The organism is Bacillus sp. Pc3, assembly GCF_000815145.1.
Taxonomy (GTDB): domain Bacteria; phylum Bacillota; class Bacilli; order Bacillales; family Bacillaceae; genus Bacillus; species Bacillus velezensis.
Genome location: NZ_CP010406.1, coordinates 2,950,511 through 2,974,171, shown reverse-complemented (window position 1 = coordinate 2,974,171; position 23,661 = coordinate 2,950,511). Strand labels below are relative to the sequence as shown.

General features: G+C 46.6%; 27 protein-coding genes and 1 pseudogene. 5 read left to right on the top strand and 23 right to left on the bottom strand.

What is annotated here, in order from left to right; genetic code table 11:
• Positions 1–14: 14 nt before the first annotated feature.
• From SB24_RS14210 to SB24_RS14190, 5 genes are all read right to left on the bottom strand, one after another.
• Positions 15–1,640: a (2,3-dihydroxybenzoyl)adenylate synthase gene (locus SB24_RS14210; protein WP_031378404.1), complete on the bottom strand. Its 1,626-nt coding sequence runs from the start codon at positions 1,638–1,640 to the stop codon at positions 15–17.
• 18 nt (positions 1,641–1,658) lie between these two features.
• A complete protein-coding gene (dhbC, locus tag SB24_RS14205) occupies positions 1,659–2,855 on the bottom strand; it encodes an isochorismate synthase DhbC (protein WP_039254033.1) in 1,197 nt (398 codons plus the stop codon).
• 23 nt (positions 2,856–2,878) lie between these two features.
• Positions 2,879–3,664: a 2,3-dihydro-2,3-dihydroxybenzoate dehydrogenase gene (locus SB24_RS14200; protein ID WP_039254030.1), complete on the bottom strand. Its 786-nt coding sequence runs from the start codon at positions 3,662–3,664 to the stop codon at positions 2,879–2,881.
• Between the two features lie 135 nt (positions 3,665–3,799).
• Positions 3,800–4,669, bottom strand: a complete 870-nt coding sequence (locus SB24_RS14195) for an alpha/beta hydrolase (protein ID WP_039254028.1) — start codon at positions 4,667–4,669, stop codon at positions 3,800–3,802.
• 175 nt (positions 4,670–4,844) lie between these two features.
• Entirely contained in the window at positions 4,845–5,441 is a 597-nt protein-coding gene (locus SB24_RS14190) for a sulfite oxidase-like oxidoreductase (protein WP_039254026.1), read from the bottom strand.
• A 99-nt stretch (positions 5,442–5,540) separates the two neighbouring features.
• On the opposite strand from SB24_RS14190, the gene SB24_RS14185 reads away from it, so the two are divergent.
• Positions 5,541–6,134, top strand: coding sequence for a biotin transporter BioY (locus tag SB24_RS14185; RefSeq protein WP_039254025.1), 594 nt, complete (start codon positions 5,541–5,543; stop codon positions 6,132–6,134).
• Between the two features lie 45 nt (positions 6,135–6,179).
• On the opposite strand, the gene SB24_RS14180 is transcribed toward SB24_RS14185, so the two are convergent.
• Positions 6,180–7,508, bottom strand: coding sequence for a Na+/H+ antiporter NhaC family protein (locus tag SB24_RS14180; protein WP_025650207.1), 1,329 nt, complete (start codon positions 7,506–7,508; stop codon positions 6,180–6,182).
• A gap of 132 nt (positions 7,509–7,640) precedes the next feature.
• A complete protein-coding gene (locus SB24_RS14175) occupies positions 7,641–9,131 on the bottom strand; it encodes a leucyl aminopeptidase (RefSeq protein ID WP_039254021.1) in 1,491 nt (496 codons plus the stop codon).
• Between the two features lie 147 nt (positions 9,132–9,278).
• On the opposite strand from SB24_RS14175, the gene SB24_RS14170 reads away from it, so the two are divergent.
• Entirely contained in the window at positions 9,279–9,755 is a 477-nt protein-coding gene (locus SB24_RS14170) for a divergent PAP2 family protein (RefSeq protein ID WP_039254019.1), read from the top strand.
• A 28-nt stretch (positions 9,756–9,783) separates the two neighbouring features.
• On the opposite strand, the gene SB24_RS14165 is transcribed toward SB24_RS14170, so the two are convergent.
• From SB24_RS14165 to SB24_RS14155, 4 genes are all read right to left on the bottom strand, one after another.
• A complete protein-coding gene (locus SB24_RS14165; RefSeq protein WP_012118336.1) occupies positions 9,784–10,425 on the bottom strand; it encodes a 3D domain-containing protein in 642 nt (213 codons plus the stop codon).
• A gap of 100 nt (positions 10,426–10,525) precedes the next feature.
• The gene (locus tag SB24_RS14160) at positions 10,526–10,846 is read right to left on the bottom strand and encodes a YuiB family protein (protein WP_003151989.1); all 321 of its coding nucleotides are present in this window, start codon (positions 10,844–10,846) and stop codon (positions 10,526–10,528) included.
• Positions 10,847–10,914: 68 nt separating this feature from the next.
• Positions 10,915–11,040, bottom strand: a complete 126-nt coding sequence (locus SB24_RS20030) for a YuiA family protein (RefSeq protein ID WP_007408708.1) — start codon at positions 11,038–11,040, stop codon at positions 10,915–10,917.
• Positions 11,041–11,213: 173 nt separating this feature from the next.
• A complete protein-coding gene (locus tag SB24_RS14155; RefSeq protein WP_015418128.1) occupies positions 11,214–12,434 on the bottom strand; it encodes an NAD(P)/FAD-dependent oxidoreductase in 1,221 nt (406 codons plus the stop codon).
• Between the two features lie 311 nt (positions 12,435–12,745).
• Here SB24_RS14155 and yumC point away from each other — a divergent pair, with 311 nt between their 5' ends.
• Complete coding sequence (gene yumC / locus SB24_RS14145) at positions 12,746–13,741, top strand: ferredoxin--NADP reductase 2 (protein ID WP_003151984.1); 996 nt, start codon at positions 12,746–12,748, stop codon at positions 13,739–13,741.
• A 40-nt stretch (positions 13,742–13,781) separates the two neighbouring features.
• On the opposite strand, the gene SB24_RS20245 is transcribed toward yumC, so the two are convergent.
• Positions 13,782–13,925, bottom strand: coding sequence for a hypothetical protein (locus tag SB24_RS20245; protein WP_003151982.1), 144 nt, complete (start codon positions 13,923–13,925; stop codon positions 13,782–13,784).
• Between the two features lie 217 nt (positions 13,926–14,142).
• Here SB24_RS20245 and guaC point away from each other — a divergent pair, with 217 nt between their 5' ends.
• Positions 14,143–15,123: a GMP reductase gene (gene guaC, locus SB24_RS14140; protein ID WP_039254014.1), complete on the top strand. Its 981-nt coding sequence runs from the start codon at positions 14,143–14,145 to the stop codon at positions 15,121–15,123.
• 60 nt (positions 15,124–15,183) lie between these two features.
• On the opposite strand, the gene SB24_RS14135 is transcribed toward guaC, so the two are convergent.
• The 7 genes from SB24_RS14135 to SB24_RS14105 form a co-directional block, all read right to left on the bottom strand.
• Positions 15,184–15,405 carry a DUF5970 family protein gene (locus tag SB24_RS14135; RefSeq protein WP_003151978.1) on the bottom strand — a complete coding sequence of 74 codons (222 nt, stop codon included), beginning with the start codon at positions 15,403–15,405 and terminating at the stop codon, positions 15,184–15,186.
• A gap of 16 nt (positions 15,406–15,421) precedes the next feature.
• Positions 15,422–15,949 (bottom strand): stage II sporulation protein M, encoded by a 528-nt coding sequence (locus SB24_RS14130; protein ID WP_015418130.1) that lies wholly within the window; start codon positions 15,947–15,949, stop codon positions 15,422–15,424.
• On the bottom strand, positions 15,946–16,650 hold the full coding sequence (locus tag SB24_RS14125; RefSeq protein WP_015418131.1) for an ABC transporter ATP-binding protein: 705 nt from the start codon (positions 16,648–16,650) through the stop codon (positions 15,946–15,948). Before SB24_RS14125 ends, SB24_RS14130 begins: the two co-directional genes overlap by 4 nt.
• A complete protein-coding gene (locus tag SB24_RS14120; protein ID WP_015418132.1) occupies positions 16,643–18,298 on the bottom strand; it encodes a hypothetical protein in 1,656 nt (551 codons plus the stop codon). Before SB24_RS14120 ends, SB24_RS14125 begins: the two co-directional genes overlap by 8 nt.
• Positions 18,299–18,380: 82 nt before the next feature.
• A complete protein-coding gene (locus tag SB24_RS14115; RefSeq protein WP_003151973.1) occupies positions 18,381–18,716 on the bottom strand; it encodes an uberolysin/carnocyclin family circular bacteriocin in 336 nt (111 codons plus the stop codon).
• Between the two features lie 67 nt (positions 18,717–18,783).
• Positions 18,784–19,356, bottom strand: coding sequence for a hypothetical protein (locus tag SB24_RS14110; RefSeq protein WP_007408715.1), 573 nt, complete (start codon positions 19,354–19,356; stop codon positions 18,784–18,786).
• A 258-nt stretch (positions 19,357–19,614) separates the two neighbouring features.
• Positions 19,615–20,142 (bottom strand): GNAT family N-acetyltransferase, encoded by a 528-nt coding sequence (locus tag SB24_RS14105; RefSeq protein WP_039255048.1) that lies wholly within the window; start codon positions 20,140–20,142, stop codon positions 19,615–19,617.
• 375 nt (positions 20,143–20,517) lie between these two features.
• On the opposite strand from SB24_RS14105, the gene SB24_RS14100 reads away from it, so the two are divergent.
• Positions 20,518–21,279, top strand: coding sequence for an SDR family oxidoreductase (locus SB24_RS14100; RefSeq protein WP_015418134.1), 762 nt, complete (start codon positions 20,518–20,520; stop codon positions 21,277–21,279).
• A gap of 143 nt (positions 21,280–21,422) precedes the next feature.
• Here SB24_RS14100 and SB24_RS20670 read toward each other — a convergent pair.
• The 4 genes and pseudogenes from SB24_RS20670 to dapF all read right to left on the bottom strand — a co-directional run.
• Positions 21,423–21,563: pseudogene (locus SB24_RS20670) on the bottom strand (iron-sulfur cluster assembly accessory protein); the annotation flags it as partial.
• Entirely contained in the window at positions 21,542–21,907 is a 366-nt protein-coding gene (locus SB24_RS14095) for a hypothetical protein (protein ID WP_033574898.1), read from the bottom strand. The pseudogene SB24_RS20670 and the gene SB24_RS14095, both read right to left, overlap by 22 nt.
• 451 nt (positions 21,908–22,358) lie before the next feature.
• Positions 22,359–22,721 (bottom strand): HesB/IscA family protein, encoded by a 363-nt coding sequence (locus SB24_RS14090; RefSeq protein WP_003151967.1) that lies wholly within the window; start codon positions 22,719–22,721, stop codon positions 22,359–22,361.
• A 78-nt stretch (positions 22,722–22,799) separates the two neighbouring features.
• Positions 22,800–23,654 (bottom strand): diaminopimelate epimerase, encoded by an 855-nt coding sequence (dapF, locus tag SB24_RS14085; RefSeq protein WP_012118345.1) that lies wholly within the window; start codon positions 23,652–23,654, stop codon positions 22,800–22,802.
• Positions 23,655–23,661: the final 7 nt, after the last annotated feature.

Genomic DNA, 23,661 nt, shown 5'->3' with positions numbered 1-23,661 from the left:
AACACTTCCTTTTTTTAAGATTGTTTGATTTCAGCCGGCTTTACTTTTTGGGCGATCGTTTCGCGAAGATCCTTTTTACTGACCTTGCCGACGCCGGTTTTCGGGAAAGAAGCGATAAATTCAATCCGGTCGGGGATTTTATATGCCGCCAGCCCGCGCTCCCGTAAAAACGCTTTCAGCTCTCCCGGTTTCGGCGCTTCTCCTTTCGGAATGACGAACACACAGGACCGCTCTCCGAGAAAATCATCCGGCATTGAAACCATGGCCGCATCATGAACGGCAGGGTGCGCAAGAAGGTGATTTTCCACCTCCTCAGCGGCTATTTTTTCACCGCCCCGATTGATTTGATCTTTCGCACGTCCTTCGACGATGATATAGCCGTCCGCCGTCAGTTTGACGATATCGCCGGTCTGATAAAATCCGTCGGCTGTGAATGATCTTTCATTATGTTCAGGCGCTTTATAATATCCGCGAATCGTGTAAGGGCCGCGTGTAAACAAATGTCCCGCTTCACCGGGGGCGACATCCCGCCCGTCATCGTCTAAAACCCTGACCTCATCAAAAGGTGACATCGGTCTGCCTTGCGTATTGACAATGATCTCTTCAGGATCATCCAGTCTCGTATAATTCACCAATCCTTCCGCCATTCCGAAAACCTGCTGAAGGGTGCATCCGAAAGCGCTCTTTACGCGGCGGGCCGCCTCAGCACTGAATTTGGCGCCTCCCACCTGCAGCACTTGAAGGCTTGATAAATCATCACTTCGCGAACCGGATGCGTCCATCCACACCATCGCAAGCGGCGGGACGAGCGCTGTAATCGTGACACGTTCTTTTTCAATTAACGGGAAGCAGTCATCCGGACTCGGCGTCGGTGACAGAACAACCCGTCCTCCGGCATATAAAGTTCCCAGCACACCCGGCGAGCTGAGCGGATAATTATGCGCTGTCGGCAGTGCGGCCAAATAAACGCTGTGATGATCCAAGCCGCATATTTCCGCGCTGAGGCGCAAACTGTATATGTAATCGTCGTGTGTTCGCGGAATCAGCTTGGACAGCCCCGTACTGCCTCCTGAAAGCTGTAAAAAAGCGACTTCCGCCGGGCTTACCTCTTCCAGCTGAACAGGCTCTCTATGCAGGCTGCTCAGTTCCTGAAACTCTTCAGCTTCGCCGGCCACAATGACATGCGCCAAATCCGGAAGTTTGTCTTTCACCTGTCTGGCCAGCGCCCTGTAATCAAAACCTGAATGCGTATCAGGAATGATGTATGCTTTCGCCTCTGCAAACTCGCAGAAATACGTAATCTCACTGCTTCTATGAGAAGGCAGCGCGAAAACAGGCAGTGCTCCGAGACGGAACAGCGCGAAAATCACTTCAAAAAACTCAGCGATATTCGGCAGCTGCACGACAACGCGGTCTTCCTTTTGAATTCCGAGCTTATGCAGTCCCGCCGCCAAACGATCGGCCCTTTCATCTAATTCTTTGTAGGTCCAATGTACATCTTTACACGTCACGGCAGTTTGATTTCCGTATAAAGCCGCGCGCTCTTTCAGCATTCCTCCGAACGTCTCACCCTTCCAGCAGCCGTCTTTTCGGTATTTGTCAGCCCATTCTTCCGGCCATGGCGTAAATCCAGTCAGCACGATCCGTTCCCTCCTTTTTTACAACTCATCTTGGTAAAGCCCCATCGCCCGGAGCATAGTGCGGAATTTCGCCGATGTCTCGTCCAATTCATCCTGCGGCTTTGATCCGGCGACAATCCCGGCACCCGCAAAGAGCCGGAGAGACCTTGTTTCCGCTTCGGCGCAGCGGAGTGCGATAATCCATTCTCCGTCGCCTTCAGCATCACACCAGCCCGCCATTCCCGTGTAGAAATTGCGGTCAAACGGTTCAATATCCTGAATCGCTTCTCTCGCCGCATCCGTCGGCGTTCCGCATACCGCGGGCGTCGGATGCAGGGCGATGGCCAGCTCAAGTGATGTCGTTGACGGATCACACAGCTCTCCCTTTACCTCAGTGGACAGGTGCCACATCGCCTCAGTTTTAATGAGTGACGGTTTTTCCGGCACATCAAGCACACGGCAGAACGGTTTTAGGGCGGCGGCCACGGCGGCCACGACTACGGCATGTTCATGCAGATCTTTTGCTGATTGCAGCAGTTCTTCCGCTCTTCTCTGATCCTCGGCGGGATCTGTGCTGCGAGGTCTGGAACCTGCCAGCGGATTGGACAGAATCGATGTTCCGTTTTTGGACAGCAGCAGTTCAGGACTTGCGCCGAAAAGCGTTTTTCTTGTTTCTGACGTTCCCGTCACATCGGCAGCGAATGTATAGCCGCGCGGGTTGTGCTGCGCCAAATGCTTGACGGCCTGAGGAATGTCGATATCCTTTTCAGCGGTCAGATGAAGCGTCCTTGACAGCACGATTTTGCTGAGCGGACCGTCCGTAATGTTGAATACGCCTTGTTCCACACCGCTCATAAAGCCCTCAGGCTCCGGAACAGGGCAGATGTCATATGTATTGGATTGCGGCTTTTCTGCGGAAGATTCCGCAAACGAAAGCGGGCCTGCCGTATGGACATTCTTCGGTACAAAAAGCCGGGAAGCTTTTCTGCCGTCAAAAGGAATGGCGCCGGCCGCAATCGGATGTTTGATGCCGGCTTGCTTTGCCTCAAGAAGCGTCTGTCTCACACGTTCAGGCAGTGAGTCCAGCTGATTCTCCGCGTCTGCATCCGGCACTTTTGCAAACACACCTTCTGCAAGGAGCGTACTTTTCGGGGAAGCTAAAAAGAACGCTCCGGGCTTGTAAGCGTCCAGCACCTCTTTTGCAGACACTTCCGTCAATACATGTTGATTTGTCATGATTATCCCTCCTTCTCGTTACATCAAACGCCTAAAGTAGCGCCGCCATCCACGCATAAATCATGCATCGTGATATGGCTTGCCTGTTCAGAGGCCAGAAACAAAACGGCATTTGCAATATCAGAAGGCTTTGCCAGCTTTTGAAGCGGAATTCCCGTTTTATATGTATCAAGCGAACCTCTGATAACGTCCTGTGCTCCGTTTTCATCCCGCCACAGCGCACGCTGCATGTCGGTTTCCGTTGAACCCGGAGATACGATGTTGCAGCGGATATGATGGGCCGCAAGCTCCAGTCCGAGGCATTTCGTAAACATGGCGGCAGCCGCTTTTGACGCCGCATAAGCCGCCATGGAAGCACGCGGAACGCCGGCTGCATTCGAACCGACCGTAACGATGGCGCCTTTTTGACGCTCAATCATGTACCGGCTTACAGCACGCGATACATGAAATACGCCGGTCGTATTAACAGAAAATGTTTGATCCCAATCTTCATCACTGAGGGATTGCACCGGACCCGGCCGCAGCACGCCCGCAACGTTCGCCAATATTTCAATAGGCCCCATATCACGTTCAACGGCAGCGATGATATCATTGACAGCCGCACTGTCAGATACATCTGCGGCAAACCCCTGCGCCTGCACGCCTTTTTGCCGGAGTCTGTCAGTAAGCCCGGGAAGCAGGTCTTCATTTGTATCTATAGCTGCCACATTTACGCCTTGTTCAGCAAGGGCAAGCGCTGTTGCTTCCCCGATGCCTTGAGCGGCGCCGGTGACAACGGCTGTTTTCCCTTTCATTCCCAATGCGTCCATATTATCATTCCCTTTCTATATTGATAATGATTATCATTATCAATTATGATTCAAGACAATCATATCCAAATCAAAACACGCAGTCAATTAGAAAATTAGAATCAGCCGCATTTAGTTCGAAGGGCCTGTTTTTTCTCATGCGGGAGAATACGGGGTATGCGGCCCTCCCGGATTCAGGCAGAAACGCAGGGCTCTGCTGATTAAAACGGGCAGGACAGAAATATGGCCCTCTCCTTCAAACTCGCTGTATTCAGCGCGGACTCCATCACCTTCAAATCCGGATAATAAAGCGTACAGCGCCTCTGCGTGCTGCGGGATTCTGCTTTTATGTGTTTTTTCAATTTCTCCCGCAGCCAGCAATACGCTGACTTGAAGATTTTCCGCAGAGAGCCGGTCTGACAAACGTTCTGCGTTTTCCTGAATAAAACGCTTGTTCCAATGAATTGACGGACTTCCCGCAACATAGGTCTGGAACATGTCCGGCCTCGTCAAAAGCACTTGCAGCACAAAAAGACCGCCCAGCGAATGGCCGAAAATCGTCTGCCTGCCTCTGTCGATCGGATAATCCCGCTCCATCGCGGGCTTTACTTCTTCTTCTATAAACTCCAGAAACGCTTCCGCCCCTCCCTGTTCGGGCCATGCCGCGCCGCGCGGATGCACCGGCAATTCTGATTCAGAAAGCGGCATCGTAAAATCACTGTGCCGTTCGGCGGAAAACGGCTGATCTGTCGGGTAGCCGATTCCGACAATCACCGCCGGAACAACGCCTGTTTTTTCAGGCCGCCGGCTTTGCACCCGCAAAGCTTCGGCCATTGTGCCGAACACGGAATTCGCATCGAGCAGGTATATGACGGGGAAGCCGGAGGCAGGCGGTTCTTCCTGAGGAAAAGAGACAAAGATACGAAACGTACGGCCTCCTTTTGAGCGCATTTCTCTTACTTCTGTGCCCGGAACCGCGTATCGGCCGGCCGGCGCGAACCCCCGGTTTATTTGTTTTCCGTCCATTATGTGTTCAACCCCTTTGTGGCAATTGCTTTATCTAACCTCATTGATAATGATTTTCAATATCAAAAGACACCTCAAATAATAGGTTTTTTGCCAAACAAAGTCAATGGATTTTTGATATAAAAAAAGCACCTTATTTTAATAAGGTACCTAAGAACTATATAGGGATAGGGGCTTAATCCCATGTAAAGCGCTCATTCTTCCATGGATCTCCCCTCATATGGTAGCCGTTTTTCTCCCAAAAGCCGGGGTGGTTTTCCTTTGTGAACTGAATGCCGCGCAGCCATTTTGCGCTTTTCCAGAAATAAAGATGGGGGAAAACGCCTCGGAGCGGATAGCCGTGCTCTGGCGTTAACGGCTCGCCGTTATACGCATATGCCAGCAGGGATGTTTCCCGCGTAAAATCAGAAAGCGGCAGGTTGGCCGTCCAGCCCTCTTCAGCGTGCAGAATGACGAATCCCGCTTCTTTGTGCACACCCGCTTTCTCAGCGATGTCTTTGGCGCGTATTCCCTGCCAGATATTATCAAGACGGGACCAGCCCGTGACGCAATGAATATCATTTTTCACTTCGGCTTCCGGAAAGGCTTTGATATCTTCAAAGCTTAACAGCATAGGACGGTCAACAAGCCCGTACACTTGCAGATTCCATTTTGACATATCTTCATAATAAGGAACATTTCCGGCGTGAAGCACGGGAAACTTCGTTGTGACATTTTGATTTGGCGGAATCCGTTTCGACTGTTTTGTTTGTCTCGTTTTCCCGAAAAACATATGGCTCCCTCCATTTAGTAAACCTGTATTAAATCTTTGTTGACAATCAATCACCCTTCGATTACGCTAATCTGGTACAAGTGTAAGGGGGAAAAACAAATGAAACAACGCAACCTTCGCGCGGGCGATATGGCGCTTATCGGCATGTTTGCCGCCCTGATGGCCGTCGGCGCCAACATTACATCAATGGCTCCTTTTTTGCAAGTTGCGGGAATTCCGTTATCGCTGCAGCCTTTCTTTTGTCTGTTAGCCGCGATGCTTCTCGGCGCCAGACGGGCAGCCATTGCAATGACGGTATACGCATTGGCCGGACTCGCGGGGGCGCCTGTTTTCGCTCAATTCTCAGCAGGCTTTGCGCCGTTTATCGGAAAGAGCGGCGGATTTATTCTCGCTTACATCCCGGCGGCATTTGCAGCCGGATGGCTGCTGGAAAAAACAAAAAAACCCGGCCGCCTGCATTATGCATGGGCCTCTTTGATCGGTACCGCCGTCATTTATATCATTGGCACGACCTATACGTATATTGCGCTGAAATTATGGCTTCATGCTCCGATCAGCTACGGAATGGCCTGGTTGTACATGATATGGTTTTTCATAAAAGATATCATTTTAGCACTGTTATTGGCATCTATCACGCCTGCCGTATACAGGTCTATTCATAAAGCGACGGGGTTCAGCAGAAATCCGGCGTAAGATGTTCTCAGCATACAAAAAGGCTCCCCTTTCCGGGAGCCTTTTTTACAGAACAAGCGCGGCAATCCACCCGAATATCACAAGCGGAATGTTATAGAAAATAAATGTCGGTACGCACGTATCCCAAATGTGGTGGTGCTGTCCGTCGGCGCTGAGGCCTGACGTCGGCCCGAGCGTACTGTCACTTGCAGGAGAACCCGCATCACCGACCGCGGCGGCCGCTCCGATTACGGCGATCGTCGCCATCGGGCTGAATCCGAGCTGAGCGCACAGCGGGACAAATATGGTCGTAATGACGGGTACGGTTGCAAATGATGATCCGATTCCCATCGTGATTAATAAACCGACCACCAGCATCAGGAGCGCGCCTAATGATTGACTGTGACCGATAAAGCCTGTTGATGCTTTGACCAAGGAAGCCACATCACCCGTTTTGTTCAATACATTTGAAAAACCGGCCGCAACAAGCATGACAAACCCGATAAAAGCCATCAGAATCATGCCGTCCGTGATCAGCTTATCCGCTTCATTGCGCTTCATGACTCCGCTGATAAACAGCGTAAACAAACCGGCAAGCGCGCCCATGATCATACCTTCCACTCCGAGCACTTGTGACAGATAGAGCTGAACGGCAAGCGACACGGCAATGGAGATCAGGGCGATGGCAATGCTTTTTTTCGTATAAGGAGAAGACGATAGTCCGGCAATCTCCTTCGTCTCATATTTCTTCGGTTTCCGGAAGACGATGACGGATAAAATTAATCCGACTACCATCCCGGCCGTCGGGATGATTAAAGCATACGGAATATCACTGAGCGGCACCTTTAAACCGGCTGACGCCATATTATCTCTCAGCATCCCTTGGAAAATCTGTCCGAAACCGACAGGCAGAACGATATACGGCGCAGTCAGTCCGAATGTCATCACACACGCGATCAGTCTGCGGTCTATTTCAAGTTCGTTAAATATTTTTAAAAGCGGCGGAATCAATACAGGAATAAACGCAATGTGAACGGGCACCACGTTTTGCGAGAAACAGGATATGATTAAAATAATCAGTACGATTAACACTTTTGACAGTGCTTTTTTCCGCGAATCTTCCTTTTTTCCGATTAGTTTGACAGACGCTTCCACCATTGCATCGGGAAGCCCCGTCTTTGTCAGCGCCGCGGCAAATGCTCCGAGCAGCGCGTAGCTGACCGCGACGGTGGCATTTCCGCCGAGACCGTCCGTAAAAGCCTTCACCGTCTCTCCGAGGCCTAAGCCGCCGGTCAGCCCGCCGGCAAGCGCGCCGATCATTAAAGCTATAATAATATTGACACGCAGCAGGCTTAAGACGAGCATAAGCAATACTGCGACAACAACAGCATTCATTGATGAGTCCCTCCAAAAATCCTTTAGTTTGCTAATGTAGTAGATAATTAAAGTTAACATACATTCCGCGCTTTAGTCAACTAAAGATTTTGGAAATCAAAAAACCCGCTGCATCAAGGCAGCGGGATGCTGTTATCTTTCGGGCGTAAACCGCTCAGTCAAAACAGCCAACGTCCTTGCCATGACGCCTGTTGCGCCGGCAGGGCCGAAGCATGTCGCTTTATTCGCTGTCGCAGTTCCCGCAATATCGAGATGAACCCACGGCGTGTTTTCCGCGAATTCACCAAGGAATGCCCCCGCCATAATCGCGTGGCCTTCTCTTCCCGGAGAATTGTTCAAATCAGCCATCTGACTGTTTCTCACCCGTTTTTTATCCTTTTCTGTAATCGGAAGCTGCCAGATCGGCTCGCCGGATTCTTTCGCCGATTCCGCCACCTGTTCATAAAAAGCGGCGTGATTGGTCATGGCGCCCGTCATTTCGTTCCCTAAGGCGACAATGACACCGCCCGTTAACGTTGCGACGTCTACAAGGACAGAGGCTCCGTGCTGCTTGGCGTATGTGATGCCGTCGGCAAGCACGAGACGCCCTTCCGCATCGGTGTTCAGGATCTCAATGGTTTTTCCGCTGAGCGAAACGATGACGTCATCAGGCTTCATAGCATCGGACGAAATCATGTTGTCCGTAGACGGTATGACGGCGAGCACGTTTTGTTCAGGCCGGAGTTCGCCGATAATTTCCATTGCGCCCAATACTGAGGCGGCCCCTCCCATATCGCTTTTCATGCCGACGATGCCGGTTTTCGGCTTTATTGAATATCCGCCCGTATCAAAGGTAATTCCTTTACCGACCAGGCCGATGACGTCTTCCCACTGATCTTTGCCCTGATACTTCAGAACGATCATTTTCGGCGGTTCGGATGAGCCTTTGTTAACGGCAAGCAGCCCGCCCATGCCGAGCTCTTCCATTTCATCTTTTTCTAAAATTTCACACTCGAAATCGTATTTTGCCGCAAGCTCAGCGGCATATGACGCCAAATCAGTGGCCGTCAGCATATTACCCGGCATATTCACAAGCGTGCGGGCTGAATTCGTCCCTTGGCCGTATGCCGCGCCGACGTTCAGGCCGGCCTGCACTTCCCTCAGGTCTTCTTCGGTCACGGCGCAGACTGATTTCAGTTCCTGATCCGGCTCATTCGATTTATGTTTATAATCCTGCACCTCATAAACCGCAAGCAGACAGCTTTCCGAAAGCGCATGAGCGGCATCGGCGGCAGGCACTTCCCCGGAGACGAATGTATCGAGCAACACGGATACTTCCTGTTTTTTATCTTGATGAATCCGCTGAAATACTCGTGCAAAACATTCTTTCGTATCTTCAAACGAATAATCCGCTTCTCTTCCCAGGCCGATAAAATAAATACGTTTCATACCGGTCGCAGCCGGAGGGTATACTTTTGATACACGATTGCGTTTGGCGGACACATCACCATCCTTTAACAGCTGGGTCAGATGACCGTCCAATTTAACATCCAATTCCTTCGTAAATCCGTTCAGCGTGCTTTTTTGAAAAAGACCGATGACCAGTGTTTCGGGATGCCGCAGTTGATCAGATGCATAAAACATGAGTACACACTCCTTATGTGGGTATTTGTTATGTAAAGTGGTATAATGAAAAAACATTTTTCATTGATTTTATTTTACCAAACCAAGGGCGTTTTCTGCAGTTTTTCGATACGATCGGAATCAGCAGATACAGAAAGGATGTCGCATATGGATGTACTTATGAATTTTCCTTTACTGGCGAGTTTTGCCGCCATTATTTTTGCCCAAGTTGTAAAAGTGCCTATTCAATTTATCGTATCCAAAGAACTTGACTGGTCTCTTGTGACGAGCACCGGCGGCATGCCGAGCTCCCATTCCGCCGCCGTCACCGCGCTGTCAACCGGAATCGCTTTGGAACAGGGACTGGACTCGCCCCTGTTTGCAGTCGCCGCGATTTTCGCCGTCATTACGATGTTCGATGCTACAGGTGTCAGGCGGCATGCGGGTGAACAGGCGACAGTCATTAATAAACTGGTCATCGACTTTAATCGGTTTGTCAGCGAAGCGAAGGACTTTCAGAAAGCGGAAGAGAAAGAAAAACAGAAGAAATTGAAAGAGCTGCTCGGCCATCAGCCGATTGAAGTGTTCTTCGGCGGCGTCACCGGTATTGTGCTGACATTGATTTTAGATTATTTCTTTATGTAAAAACGCTTCAGCGGATGCTGAAGCGTTTTTATTCTTTTACCGTTTTGTATTGATTTCTGAACACTTGCATCGACTTGGTTTCGTTCAGCTTTACAAGTTCGTCCTCGGTCACTGTGCCGTTCCCTTTTTTAATCATGTAGACATCAAGTGTTTTTTTGCCCCAATTGTTATAGACGTCCTTGACGGTGTCAAAGTAGAGGTCAAGGCGGCTTCCTTTAATTTTTGAGCCGGTATCGGCGACAACCCCGTATCCGTAATTCGGTATAAACAGAATCGTCCCGATCGGGAAAACAGACGGATCGGCCGCAACAGTTGAATATAAATCGCGTTTGACCTTCACGCCTGAATATGTAATTCCGTACTGCGGATGCCCGGGAGATTTTCCGGTAGATTCCGCTCCGGCGGTATAACCGGTGGCCGTCACCTTTTGTGACGGATAGCGTTCCCAGTCAAAAGCTTCTTCCAGCGGTTTTATCCTGCCTGATGCCTTCTTTTCCGGCTGATTCTGTAAGGATTGAAACGGAGTGCCGATGTTTTTCAAAACGGCGCCGCGATGTTCCGTCATCCAATTTGTCAGATCCTTTGCTTCAACACCGGTTATGGAAAAATATGTCGCATGGCATGCGCCCAAAAAGAGCACGATCATGAATACTCGTCTGATTATCGTCAATCTGAAATCACTCTCCTCCGAGTCATTGTTCCCAACTCGGTGAGGTGCTATACAAAAAGCGCCGCGGCACAAAAAAAGCTTTCTCGAATAAGAAAGCGGCTTAAAACATTTGATATCCTCTTTTTCTGAGCGCCTTTATGGCAATGCCTGACATGATGGCTCCCGCCAGTCCGCCCGCCAAAATCACGACATCCGCAACCGCTAATGACATGATGCGCTGAAACAGGCTTTGAAAGGATTCCCCCGGCGCCTGCACGTAACTGATCATCTTTTTATTGCTGATAATGAAAAGGCATACAATCGGATAGACAACAGCCATAATCCACGACATTCTAAGCAGCATGTTCAACAGAAAGCCTATGCCGAAAAACAGTACAAAAAATAGTACAATTGAGATCAGGACAACCGGCAAACTAATCACAAACATCCACCCCCTACAGCACTTTCAGTGTACCTCGGGGGCGGTAAAAAAGTCAACGTCTGGAAAAATCAGCGTCTCTCTTTGCCGCTTCCCTGGCAGGAGGGACATGTTTCGGAGCCGCCAAGAAGCAATTGAAAATACCCTTTACCTGAGCAGAACGGACACGCCGCCGTGCTTTTTGCTGTCGTTTTCATGCGGATCACCCTTTTTCCTAATTTTCTGATAATATATCATATTTACTTGTCAAGCACCAAGTCAGAATATGTAACAAAATAACTCATGTAAGCGAAAACATTCATTACTTTCTTTTACATTCTTTTGATAGCGCTCTTTTTTAAAAGAAGAGAAAACCCGCGGCTGCGGGTTTTCAGAAGAATTTAAACTTCCCTTTTTTCAGCGTCAGGCCCAGCCCGCCGATCATAAAGAGCGATCGGTTGTCAATGACCTTTTTCATAAAGGACGCCGGCATGCCTTTGAGCTTCCTGCCGTATACGACTCCGACGGCGTTATGCTCACCGAGAGAGGCGACGGTTCCTTTAATGTCAGGCTTGAACTCTTCAAGCTGGCCTCCTTTAATCAAACCGCCCAGATTTTTGGCGACCGTTTCTCCTTGCTGCATCGCGATCTGAGCAGTCGGCGGGTACGGCCGTTCCGTCTCTTCATTGATAAAGAGCGAGCTGTCGCCGAGAATAAAAACATCATCATGACCCGGCGCCCGAAGATCAGGGTTGACCTTGACACGGCCGCGCATATTTTCAAAACCCGCTTCCTCCACGATCGGATGTCCGCGCACGCCCGCGGCCCAGACAACGGTCTGCGATTTGATTTCTTCCGGCTCTTCATCTTTCTTGCCGACTGTGACACCGTCTGCGCGGCATTCTTGAACCGCGGTGCCGATTTTAAATTCAACGCCTTTGCTCTCAAGGTATTGAACGGCGTATTCGACAAGCTCCGGATCAAATCCCGGCAAAACCGTCGGGGCGGCCTCGACACAGACGATCCGGACGAGACTTTCATCTATATCATAATATCTGCATAACTCCGGCTTGCGGTTCGCAAGTTCACCGAGAAATTCAATTCCCGTAAAGCCCGCTCCGCCGACAACGATGGTTAAGCGGTCAGGGCGTTTTTCGGCCTCCGTATTGTATGTCGCAAATTGGAGCTCAATATGGTCTTTCAGCTGGCGCGACGTATTAATATTCGCGATCGGAAAAGCGAATTCTTTTAAGCCTTTAATCCCGAATGTTTCAGGGACGGCGCCAAGCCCGATGACAAGATAATCATAAGGGATGTCCCCTTGTGAAAGCGTCACCTTTTTATTTTGCACATCTATCGCTTTTACGGTATCCTGCACAAATTTGACCCGTGATTCATTGATTACATCTTTTATTTGATATCTGCAGCGGTCATGATGCAGCGTTCCTGCGCTCGCTTCATGCATCCATGTCGTTTCATAATGATAATTGTGTTTATTGACCAAAGTAATGTCAGCGTCATTTGCCCCGATATGCTTCGGAAGCCTTGTTACTGTCATTAATCCACCATAACCTGCACCTAAAACCACGATTTTGGGTTTATTCAATGCCATCACATCCACCTTCTTTTTTTTGCTGTTAGACGCATAATCAAATCAACATTTGTATTAGCTTCAGCTTATTGGCGGGATTTTATGAAATGAAATATAAAATTTTTTAGAAAACCGCACATGTCTGCATATCACCATACTATCCGGAAGAATCAGAAAACATTCAGGAAAAAACAGATTGGAATTTGTCCCCATATTAGCGGCGGCCGCAACTTTTTTCAAGAATGAAGCGGCCGGGCGGTTTTCGGCACTCGTCATCCTTTTAAATTGTATGTTATAATTAATAACAATTTTCAATTAGGAGGCAATTTGGTATGCAAGAGGATTCAAAGGTTTATGATATTACGGTCATCGGCGGCGGCCCGGTCGGCCTGTTTACCGCTTTTTACGGGGGAATGAGACAGGCGAGCGTCAAAATCATTGAGAGCCTGCCTCAGCTTGGCGGCCAGCTCAGCGCGCTGTACCCTGAAAAATATATTTATGATGTAGCCGGATTCCCGAAAATCCGCGCCCAAGAACTTGTGAACAACTTAAAAGAGCAAATGGCGAAGTTTGATCAGACCATCTGCTTAGAGCAGGCCGTTGAATCTGTTGAAAAACAGGCGGACGGTGTGTTTAAGCTTGTCACGAATTCAGAAACGCATTATTCAAAAACGGTTATTATCACCGCGGGAAACGGCGCATTTAAGCCGAGAAAGCTTGAACTGGAATCAGCGGAACAATATGAGGGCAAAAACCTGCACTACTTCATTGACGACCTCAATCAATTCGCAGGCAGACGCGTTGCCGTTCTGGGCGGCGGCGATTCCGCGGTTGACTGGGCGCTCATGCTTGAGCCGATCGCGAAAGAAGTCAGCATCATCCACCGCCGTGATAAATTCCGCGCGCATGAGCACAGTGTCGAAAACCTGCATAATTCTAAAGTCAACGTGCTGACACCGTTTGTTCCCGCTGAACTTGTCGGTGAAGACCGGATCGAACAGCTCGTTCTCGAAGAAGTGAAAGGCGACCGTAAAGAAATCATCGAAATTGATGACCTGATCGTAAACTACGGCTTTGTTTCTTCTCTCGGCCCGATTAAAAACTGGGGACTTGACATCGAGAAAAATTCCATCGTCGTTAAAAGCACGATGGAAACGAATATTGAAGGCTTCTTTGCCGCCGGAGATATCTGCACATATGAAGGCAAAGTCAAGCTGATCGCCAGCGGTTTCGGCGAAGCTCCGACAGCCGTGAACAACGCGAAGGCTTACATGGACCCGAAAGCGCGCGTCCAGCCTCTGCATTCTACAAGCATGTTTGAAAAATAATATAAAAAAGAGTCTGTGTCATACCGGCACAGACTCTTTTTTATTTAAACATCCAAATATAATTCATGACGGTTCCGACAACGAGCGCAATGACAAGCGCCGACACGACCCAAATCGTGCCTAAAATAATCCGGTCCTGAATTTTCTGGGCTTTCGGGCTGTGCCCGGGCTGTTTTTGTTCCACACCGGCCCCCTCCCTTCTTTGCAAATCTATCTATCGTAACAAATGTCTTACAACACCCAATACTACTATGATAACCAAACTGCAAATGGATGACAAGCTGACCGCATATGAGGCGGCATGAAATCATTTGACATTCCTGACAAAACAAAGTACATTATAAAAAGACGAACATTTTAATTTTATTTAATTATATTATTCGCTTTTAGGGGTGTTATATATGGAAAATGTATTTGATTACGAAGATATTCAGCTGATTCCTGCAAAATGCATTGTGGACAGCCGATCTGAATGTGATACATCAGTTACATTGGGCGGACACACGTTTAAACTTCCGGTCGTGCCGGCCAACATGCAGACGATTATAGATGAAAATATCGCGGCCTGGCTCGCGGAAAACGGGTATTTTTATATCATGCACCGCTTCGAGCCGGAAAAACGCCTGGCTTTTGTCCAGGATATGAAAGCGCGCGGACTGATTTCTTCCATCAGTGTCGGCGTAAAGGAAAATGATTATGAATTCATCCGGGAGCTGAAAGCACAGGAGCTTGTGCCGGATTATATTACCATTGATATCGCGCACGGCCATTCCAATTCCGTGATCAGCATGATCCAATTTATTAAAGAACATGTCCCGGAAAGCTTTGTCATCGCAGGGAATGTCGGGACGCCTGAAGCCGTAAGGGAGCTGGAACGCGCGGGCGCCGACGCGACAAAAGTGGGAATCGGCCCCGGGAAAGTCTGCATCACCAAAATTAAAACCGGCTTCGGAACCGGCGGATGGCAATTAGCCGCGCTTCGCTGGTGCGCAAAAGCGGCGAGCAAACCGATCATTGCTGACGGCGGCATCCGCACGCACGGCGATATCGCGAAGTCCATCCGTTTCGGCGCGTCTATGGTCATGATCGGATCATTATTCGCCGGCCACGAAGAATCACCGGGACAAACGATCGAAATCGACGGAAAGCTGTACAAAGAATATTTCGGCTCCGCTTCCGAATTTCAAAAAGGCGAAAAGAAAAACGTCGAAGGCAAAAAAATGCATGTCGAGCATAAAGGGTCTTTACAGGACACGCTGGTTGAAATGGAGCAGGATCTGCAATCTTCCATCTCTTACGCCGGCGGCAATACACTCGAAGCCATCCGCAATGTCGACTACGTGATCGTAAAAAACTCTATTTTCAACGGCGACAGATTTTAACACGCAGCAGGGCCGCTCAAAGATAAAAAAATGACATTCAATATGAATGTCATTTTTTTATTAAATACCGAAATAAAGAGCCGCACTGGCCAACAGATTAATCACAAAAATAAACAAAAAGATGTAACGAATGAATTTATTTTGCACCGGTGCAAATATAAAGAGATATAGTCCTGCCACCCCAAAAGTAAGAACAGGAAACAGCCACTCAAAGGATAAAGAAATGATATAACCGATAATCATAACAATCGGCACACCGATTAATGATAATTTACTTCTCATATGATTTCTGCCCCTTTTACTTAAAAATTGGTGTGATGTAAGCTTCAATAATGGCAGCGGCGATCAGCAGACAAATAATTATGAGCACCAATATTCCAATATGCCTGAACATTGAAGCCATTATCTTTTTTTCCTTAGAAAAACACAGCCTGATGACCAATTCAACGCCCTTAAAACCAATGGCGCCACTTAATAATAACGCGGGAACTTCAAATATACCATGAGGAATTAGCAGTAAAAAAATCTGATAAAAAGGAACCCCGCTATGCAGATTTTCTATAATAGAGCCGCTTAAAATAAACCCGTTGGTGAATAAATAAAAGATTGAGGTCAACCCAAAGGTAAAAAAACCCGCGGCTAAAAACAGACAAGCGATTGCATTGTTTTTCAGCAGTTCAACCGCGCCTGACGAGCCGTTGTAAGACGCGGTTGAAACAAAGTGATCGGAAAAAAACGCAGCGATCACACCGCCTGAAAAAAACAGCAATGATGCGGTTAACGGAATGGCGGACGTCCTGATTGCCGGCAACATGCGGTTCATCATGTATAGATACTCTCAGCCAATTTTTCAATCTCTTCTAATGAATGCTCGGATGACTGATACTCCGCCGCAAAAACGCCTTCATGTATAATACCGATTGTATCGCACAGCGAATGCGCCAGCTCCAGCAAGTGAGTCGATAACAGGACCGTATGTCCCTGCTTGACGTACTCCTTTAATAACGTCCGTATCGTTTTACCGCTGATTAAATCAATGCCCGTCAGCGGTTCGTCAAGAATTAATATCTTTGGCTGATGAATGAGGGCGGCCGCAATTGATAATTTTTGTTTCATCCCATGTGAATATGTTTTAATCAGCTGATTTCCGTCTTGAGCAAGCTTCAGCGTCTCTAACATATTCTTTATATACTCATTTGTCCGCTGAGACGGTACTTCAAACATCTCCGCTGTAAAACGCAAGTATTCGACTCCCGTTAAGTAATCATATAAAAAGGCATGGTCGGGCACAAAACCGATATCAGCCGATATTTGCCCCCCCTCTTCTGAATCCAGTTCCTTACCGTCAATCATGACGCTGCCTGAAGTCGGTTTAAGCAGGCCCGAAATGATTTTCAAAGTCGTTGTTTTCCCGACTCCATTAGTCCCCAGCAAAGCATAAATTGAGCCTTTTTTCACCTCAAACGAAATATCTTTCAACACCTGTTTTTCACTATAGTTTTTTTGTATATTCACTAATTTAATCATTGTTCGCAAACCTTTCCGCCATATTGATTCTGCGAAGAAACAGAAACATGACTCCATAGTTTAATAGTGTGAACAGGACAAAAATACTTGATGCAGAATGAATAAGCATCGTTTCAATTTCCGGCTTTTTATAGATAAAATACGACGTGATCGCAGCGATTTGAAGCGACACAATGAAAATGAAAGATCCGTATAAGTTGTTATACGTCTTTGCTTTCCCCGCTTCTCCAATTTCGTACATATGCTCCCAGTTTTTCTTAGGATACAGGGCGGTGCTTGAAATCTGGACAAGACTGTATAAAAAACCCGAACATAAAAACACAATAAACAAGTAAATCGTCAGCGCAGCGGAAGACGGAAAAAACACCGTAATCAAAATGGTGATGATGAACGAATAGATAAGAGCGGCGAGATTATAAATACATACTTTCGGAAACACCAGCTGCCACGCATGTTTGATATTCCGGTGAAACAGATGCTGATTTTTTATTTCCCCGTCAACTGACAATACTGTTTTGAGCGCATCTCCGACGAGCTGATACGAAAAGTTCGCAATGATAACCGCCGCAGACACGATGGCGGCTGCCGAATACCCGATAAAATGATGCGACAGAAGCGGAATACAAAAACCTAAAAACAGCATGAACAAATACAGCATACTGCCGAAGTTCCTGATAAAAAACCCGTCAATTCTCGATAAAAACAGCAGATCCTTTTGAAAAACGGCATGAAATATTTTGTTATTTCTATATAATTTCAGCTTTGGCGCAAAATCTGCATTTGTCAAAAACATATAAGGAATAAGGTCCATTTTCCTCAGCGTGGCCGACCATAGTTTAAACATCCCCGCCGTTAAAAGGACGGCGACCGCAAACACCGCAGCGAAAACGAGCACGGAATGTGAGCGGAATGCTAACCATACATACGGCGTATTCATGAGGATGTTCCGGAAAGCCGGTGACTCCGTAAAGCTTGAAATATCCTTTGCGGTATACTCCCCAAACACGAGAAGATAAACGGCATACCCGACTGCAAGCGGAACCAGCAGGCTGACGCTGAATAAAATGCCTTTCATGATTTTCAAGTAAAACAATTTGCTCCACATATTTGTAAGAAGATAAACAACATAAGAAAACAGCATAGATAAAAATAAATTGAGAAGAAAATAAACGAAGCCCAAGAAAAATACGATGACCGCCGCAGACCCGGTCATGCCTGCGCTTGATAAAAACAAAAAGACCGGAAAAACAAAAAGATACCATACGAAAATGGTTTTTTTGATCGCCTGGCCGGCAAAAACAGAAAACAACTGTAAAAAACGCACCTTTTTTAATTGATGAATGACCTTGCGCGTATCAAGCAGAAAGGCATTGTGGTGTTCTTTAAAGAAGCCGGCAGCCCAAAAAAGCTGCTCAAGTGAAACGGCGATTAAAACAAATTGCCCCCATGCGCTGAGGGGCAGCTGAATCAGTTTTGTCCCGAATACAACACCGCATCCCAGGAAAACGAGATATAAACATAACAGAGAAATAATAATGGCAGACAGCAGTTTGCTGTTGAGTTGAGGAATGCCCCAATCTTCCTTTCTTTTTCGAAACGATGACAGGGTATTATATTTGATAAGAGCCGCAATTTGTTTGACTATCATACTTTCAATCCTTACATATGTATTTGGGAGAGAGGCTCTTTTTGCAGCTTGTACAAAAAGAGCAATTATTTATTGATCGATTTTACCAAGCAGCTGCGTATTTTTTGCCGTATTTCTTAATCATTGTTTTTGCTGTTGCAACGATTGCATAAGAAATCGCGCCTGCGCCTGTAACGATACCGATAAGAGAAATGATAGAAGCAATTGTTGATGCCGCATCAATAATATCAATTGCTTTTTTAGCTGCGGCTGTAGAGATGCCGAGAGTAGAAGCTAATTCAGCATTGGCTGAGAATGCATGAGCCGCCGCCACGTTTAATTCAGTTCCCGTTAATAATAGTGCATAAACCAATGTTGCTGCAGCAAGAGCCGCGCCAAACAAAATGAAAGACTTTTTATTAGATTTTACTAAGTTCATCATAACATCTCCCTACTCTGTTTTTTTAATTTATAATAAAATTCAGCTTAATTGACTCTCTCCCGAGCTAAATTTTATCCGCCATAAAATAGTTTAAGAAAATAGTAAAGAGTTTTAGTAAAACAAAACATCCAGTCAAAATGATTCTCTTGCCTTTACTGAGATCGGTCAGTTTTCCCGCAGCAGCATAAAGAGCCGCGATTGATATGAGCAGAAATGGATCCAGCAGCTGCAGACTCAAGCTGGTGCCGCCGGCAGAATATATAAGCGAGGAATCAGCCGTTAAGTAGTTAACAACTGAAAGAATCAACATTTTAAATGCCGAGATTAAAGAAGTCAGCGTATATAGAAGCAAATATATTTTTTTCGGTTTTTTTGTACCGAGAATAAAAGCGGCAACGAATAACAGAAATCCGCCTATCAGAATTTCCACAAAAGTTGTGAAGATCATAAACCCTTGCAGAAACATGACAATCGTACGAACACTTTTCTCCCCGATATCGTAGGTATTTTCTCCGACGGAAGAATAATACGACTGCAGAACTTTATCTGAAATACTGAATTGGAAGAGTAATGAACAGATCAAAATGATGAAAAAAGAACTTAAAAATATTTTTTTATTGCTCAATTGACCTATCATATTATCATCCTTTTCTTACAAAATAAATTAACTATTCTATACTTTTACAATTTAGTTTAATCCTATCAAAAAATCAATATCCTTTCGAAAAATATGACTTTAGAACGTGTTGACAAAGAGCACAACTTTCAGAGTTTTTGGTGCTATGTACCCTTTATTTTTTTTCGAATTTGCAAATAGTATGATTTAGACAATTGATTTGAAGTTTTAGGAAGAATCTGTCGAAAGAGACGCAGGATATAAAAAAGGAGGATATCGTCATGTATCCTCCGGATGTATGATCGCCAGCACCTGATGATCTTCCCATTTTCCATTTATTTTTACATTTTTTCTCGCAATGCCTTCTTTATGAAAGCCAGCTTTTTCGAGCACCCGGATTGACGCCTTATTGTTCGGCATGACTCCGGCTTCTATCCGATGCAGTTTCAGCTCGTTGAATGCATAATCGACTGCCAGCTTGACAGCCTTCGTCGCATAGCCTTTCCCGTTATATTTGCCATCTAAAAAATAACCGATAAAAGCGCTTTGGAGGGAACCCCGAACCACCTGAAAAAGGCTGATCGTGCCAATCAGGGTCTGATCCTGAAGAAAAATGCCGAAGCTGTATTCAGTATCATTTTCTGCATTCTTCAGTGATTGTTCAATTCGTTTTTTCCGGCCTTCCAGCGTATAAAAATCCCCTTGTCTCGACATGGCAAACCGTTCAAAAAACATGCGGTTTTCCCTCTGCAAAATCAGTTCCTGCTCTGCATCATTCAAGCTGAGCGGCCTGATACCTTCCTGCATATGCATCGCCGTCCTTTTGTTTTGATCAGAAACGTTTTTTTAATTGCCTCTCACCCATGTGATACGGTACGCTTTATCGCATCAAGAAAATTCCAAGACTTTACGTTCCCCTTTCCTGTCGTGACCTATGTCTGATGTGAGTAACCGAAACGGAAGCACAAGGTTCTTTTGTTGACTTAAACCGTGCTTTAAGCCGTATCATCATATTGTGACAAGGAAAGAATAGTTTTGGCGGGTTTCCCGATGATCTAAAAATCAATTTTACAGAATCACTGCTGTCTTATTTCATGCCTATTTGCGGGATGAATATATTGATTGGATCAAAGCTGAAATGTGACAAAGAAATGTAAAAACAATCAGAAAAGAGGAGTTAATATGAAACTGACGGGAAATACAATACTGATTACAGGCGGAAATGCCGGAATAGGATTGGCTTTCGCAGAACGGTTTTTAAAAGCGGGAAATAAAGTCATCGTGACCGGACGGCGTGAGCACGCTCTTCAAAAAGCAAAGGAAACATTCCCGGATCTTATTACATATGTCAGTGATTTGAGCATTCCATCTGAACGTATATCACTGTTTGATTGGGTGAAAGAAAATTATCCGGAAGTGAATGTGTTAGTAAATAACGCGGGGATTCAACAACGGTTTCATGTGCTGAAAGCGGATGCGAAGGACAATTGGGACTATTTCAATAAAGAAATCACAACGAACATTGAAGCTCCCTTCCACCTGTCTATGCTGTTTGCTCCGTTTTTTGCCGGAAAAGAAGATGCGGCTGTCATTAACGTCTCTTCGGGATTGGCTTTTACACCGCTTGCCATTGCACCGATCTATTCAGCAACGAAAGCGGCGCTTCACTCATTTACAATGAGTCTGAGACATCAGCTTTCTGATTCATCTGTAGAAGTGATTGAAGTTGCGCCTCCGGCGGTGAATACAGATTTAGGCGGAGCAGGGCTGCATACTCAAGGAGAACCGCTGGATGAATTCGCTGATGGGATTTTTAAAGGACTGAAAGAGGGCAAACAAGAAATCGGATATGGTTCTTCAGAAGAACGGCTGCGCATGTCACGGGATAAAGCCGATGAACATACGGCAAATATGTACCATGCGATGAAACATACAATTGAATAACCTCTTTGAAAAAGGAAAACCCGCTTCTGTTGAGCGGGTTTTCCTTTTATTAAACAGATAAACGCCTTTTTTAACAATGGTGCAAGCGCCACCGGAAAGAAAGACGTCATATTTTTTTCATCCTAAGAATGGCGGGTTGACCCTTAGCACTCTTCCGGCGTACCGGCGTTTTTGGCCGTGCGGAAAGATGAACCGCAGCCGCAGGAAGCGATGGCGTTTACTTCAGTTACGATAAATGATCTACCTGCACTCGGGCTGCTTTTTATTTCGCGGTTTGTTCCTGAATACCGTTTTTTATTAATCGTAGATCACTCGCTGACTCATACGCTCTACTATTCGCTTCATCTAAGATTCGGACAATAATTGCTAGCCCGAAAAGGATGGCGCCGGATACTACACCGGCCAAGACACTAAAGAATACGGAAAACTGCATACTGTTCGCTAGTGCTTTGTCCGTTTTATATTGCGCTTGTGCGACAGAATTATCGTATAGCTCCTCGCTTACCTTCTTACTCGTTTTTGCATCTTCTGCTACGTCCCTATCATATATTACGAAACCCGCAATAATCCCCACTATTACACAAATAACGCTCAAATACATGAGCACTTTAACAGTAATCTTCTCCAAATTTCACGCCTCCTCTATTTATAGTAAAATTATACCAAAAACCCACCATTTTCCGCAATGCTTGTTCGTTATGTAACACGGACACCTACGTATTCATGCGCAAGTGCCCGTAAAGCTCTTCGTTATCATTGTTTACATTACTTATACCATTTTCGACATCCTTATATTTCCTCTATGTATCAACCACACTGCGTTAATTAGATATAATTTACAATCTTAGAAAACGTGCGATTCTTTTATTAATCACTTCACGCAGTTCTCCCGACCTTTTTTCGCTCAAAATATTTCTATTGCTTCGCTGAGTAGTAGCAACTTTCTCTTGAAAACGCCCGCAACTCGCCCCCGTTTTTGGTTTATACCTATAATAAAAACGCCTTCCTTAACAATGGTGCAAGCGCCACCGGAAAGAAAGACGTCATATTTTTTCATCCTAATAATGGCGGGTTGACCCTTAGCACTCTTCCGGCGTACCGGCGTTTTTGGCCGTGCGGAAAGATGAACCGCAGCCGCAGGAAGCGATGGCATTCGGGTTGTCAATGGTGAAACCGCCGCCCATCATGGACTGTTTGAAGTCAATGATCGTGCCGGTCATAATATCAAGGCTTTCGCTGTCGACCAAAACGGTGATTCCGTGCTGTTCAAACATGCTGTCTTTTTCGCCTTTTTCGTGCTCAAATCCCATTCCGTAAGACAGGCCGCTGCAGCCGCCGCCTTTTACGCCCACACGGAGAAACGCGTTTTCTTCTTCATGCTCTTTCATCATATCTTTTATATGCAAAGCCGCTGCTTCAGTGATGGTTACTGGAACACTCATAGGTAGACCTCCTTTTTTTAAAAACGGATGCTGATATCTATTATAAACCTTGAGGAGAGTATTTCTCAAACGAGCTGTTTACAAATAATAGACGCCGCTGCATACGGTTTCGGCGGGTCCCGTCATCAGCACGTGCCCGTTGTCCTGCCAATTAATCACAAGGTCGCCTCCCGCTAAATGAACGGTGATATCCCGGTTTCGTTCGGAAACACCGTTCAATACGGATGCGACAGCCGCCGCACAGGCGCCTGTTCCGCAAGCCTGTGTAATGCCGGAGCCGCGTTCCCATACGCGGAAATGAAGTTCATCGGCGCTGACGGTTTCCACAAATTCGACATTGACGCCTTCCGGAAATCTCGGGTCTTTTTCAATGACGGGACCGAGCGTTGTAAGAGGCGCTTGATTGATATCCGCAACCGGAAAAACAATATGGGGGTTTCCCATTGATACGGCTGTTCCGGAAAGCTCCGTTTCTCCAAAAACAAAGGTTTCATCGATCGTCCGTTCATCTTCATTGCCGAGCATCGGCAGCTCTTTTTTGGTGAGGCGCGGTTCGCCCATATCAACGGCGACTTCACGCACAATCCCGTTGTCCTCCGTAATGTCTGCTTTCACAAGACCTGAAAGCGTCTCAATGAAAAAGGACGTTTCTTCTGTCAGCTTATGTTCGTATGCGTACTTTGCCACACAGCGAAGGCCGTTGCCGCAATTTTTCCCTTCTGAGCCGTCATTATTAAAAATCCGCATTTTGACGGGCGCTTTTTCTGACGGACAGATGAGGATCATTCCGTCAGAGCCGATGCCCGTGTGAATACTGGACACTTTAACGGCAATCTCAGCCAGCCGTTCTTCCGGCAGCTGTTCTTCAAATTGATTTACATATATATAACTGTTTCCAAGACCGTGCATCTTGGTAAAACGGAATGAATTCATATCGGCC

Bases quoted from the DNA above. Each gene is read 5' to 3' on its own strand.
- dhbC (WP_039254033.1), bottom strand. From the start codon at position 2,855: ATGACAAATCAACATGTATTGACGGAAGTGTCTGCAAAAGAGGTGCTG.
- SB24_RS14200 (WP_039254030.1), bottom strand. From the start codon at position 3,664: ATGGACGCATTGGGAATGAAAGGGAAAACAGCCGTTGTCACCGGCGCC.
- SB24_RS14195 (WP_039254028.1), bottom strand. From the start codon at position 4,669: ATGGACGGAAAACAAATAAACCGGGGGTTCGCGCCGGCCGGCCGATAC.
- SB24_RS14190 (WP_039254026.1), bottom strand. From the start codon at position 5,441: ATGTTTTTCGGGAAAACGAGACAAACAAAACAGTCGAAACGGATTCCG.
- SB24_RS14185 (WP_039254025.1), top strand. From the start codon at position 5,541: ATGAAACAACGCAACCTTCGCGCGGGCGATATGGCGCTTATCGGCATG.
- SB24_RS14180 (WP_025650207.1), bottom strand. From the start codon at position 7,508: ATGAATGCTGTTGTTGTCGCAGTATTGCTTATGCTCGTCTTAAGCCTG.
- SB24_RS14175 (WP_039254021.1), bottom strand. From the start codon at position 9,131: ATGTTTTATGCATCTGATCAACTGCGGCATCCCGAAACACTGGTCATC.
- SB24_RS14170 (WP_039254019.1), top strand. From the start codon at position 9,279: ATGGATGTACTTATGAATTTTCCTTTACTGGCGAGTTTTGCCGCCATT.
- SB24_RS20030 (WP_007408708.1), bottom strand. From the start codon at position 11,040: ATGAAAACGACAGCAAAAAGCACGGCGGCGTGTCCGTTCTGCTCAGGT.
- SB24_RS14155 (WP_015418128.1), bottom strand. From the start codon at position 12,434: ATGGCATTGAATAAACCCAAAATCGTGGTTTTAGGTGCAGGTTATGGT.
- yumC (WP_003151984.1), top strand. From the start codon at position 12,746: ATGCAAGAGGATTCAAAGGTTTATGATATTACGGTCATCGGCGGCGGC.
- guaC (WP_039254014.1), top strand. From the start codon at position 14,143: ATGGAAAATGTATTTGATTACGAAGATATTCAGCTGATTCCTGCAAAA.
- SB24_RS14135 (WP_003151978.1), bottom strand. From the start codon at position 15,405: ATGAGAAGTAAATTATCATTAATCGGTGTGCCGATTGTTATGATTATC.
- SB24_RS14130 (WP_015418130.1), bottom strand. From the start codon at position 15,949: ATGATGAACCGCATGTTGCCGGCAATCAGGACGTCCGCCATTCCGTTA.
- SB24_RS14125 (WP_015418131.1), bottom strand. From the start codon at position 16,650: ATGATTAAATTAGTGAATATACAAAAAAACTATAGTGAAAAACAGGTG.
- SB24_RS14120 (WP_015418132.1), bottom strand. From the start codon at position 18,298: ATGATAGTCAAACAAATTGCGGCTCTTATCAAATATAATACCCTGTCA.
- SB24_RS14115 (WP_003151973.1), bottom strand. From the start codon at position 18,716: ATGAACTTAGTAAAATCTAATAAAAAGTCTTTCATTTTGTTTGGCGCG.
- SB24_RS14110 (WP_007408715.1), bottom strand. From the start codon at position 19,356: ATGATAGGTCAATTGAGCAATAAAAAAATATTTTTAAGTTCTTTTTTC.
- SB24_RS14105 (WP_039255048.1), bottom strand. From the start codon at position 20,142: ATGCAGGAAGGTATCAGGCCGCTCAGCTTGAATGATGCAGAGCAGGAA.
- SB24_RS14100 (WP_015418134.1), top strand. From the start codon at position 20,518: ATGAAACTGACGGGAAATACAATACTGATTACAGGCGGAAATGCCGGA.
- SB24_RS14090 (WP_003151967.1), bottom strand. From the start codon at position 22,721: ATGAGTGTTCCAGTAACCATCACTGAAGCAGCGGCTTTGCATATAAAA.
- dapF (WP_012118345.1), bottom strand. From the start codon at position 23,654: ATGAATTCATTCCGTTTTACCAAGATGCACGGTCTTGGAAACAGTTAT.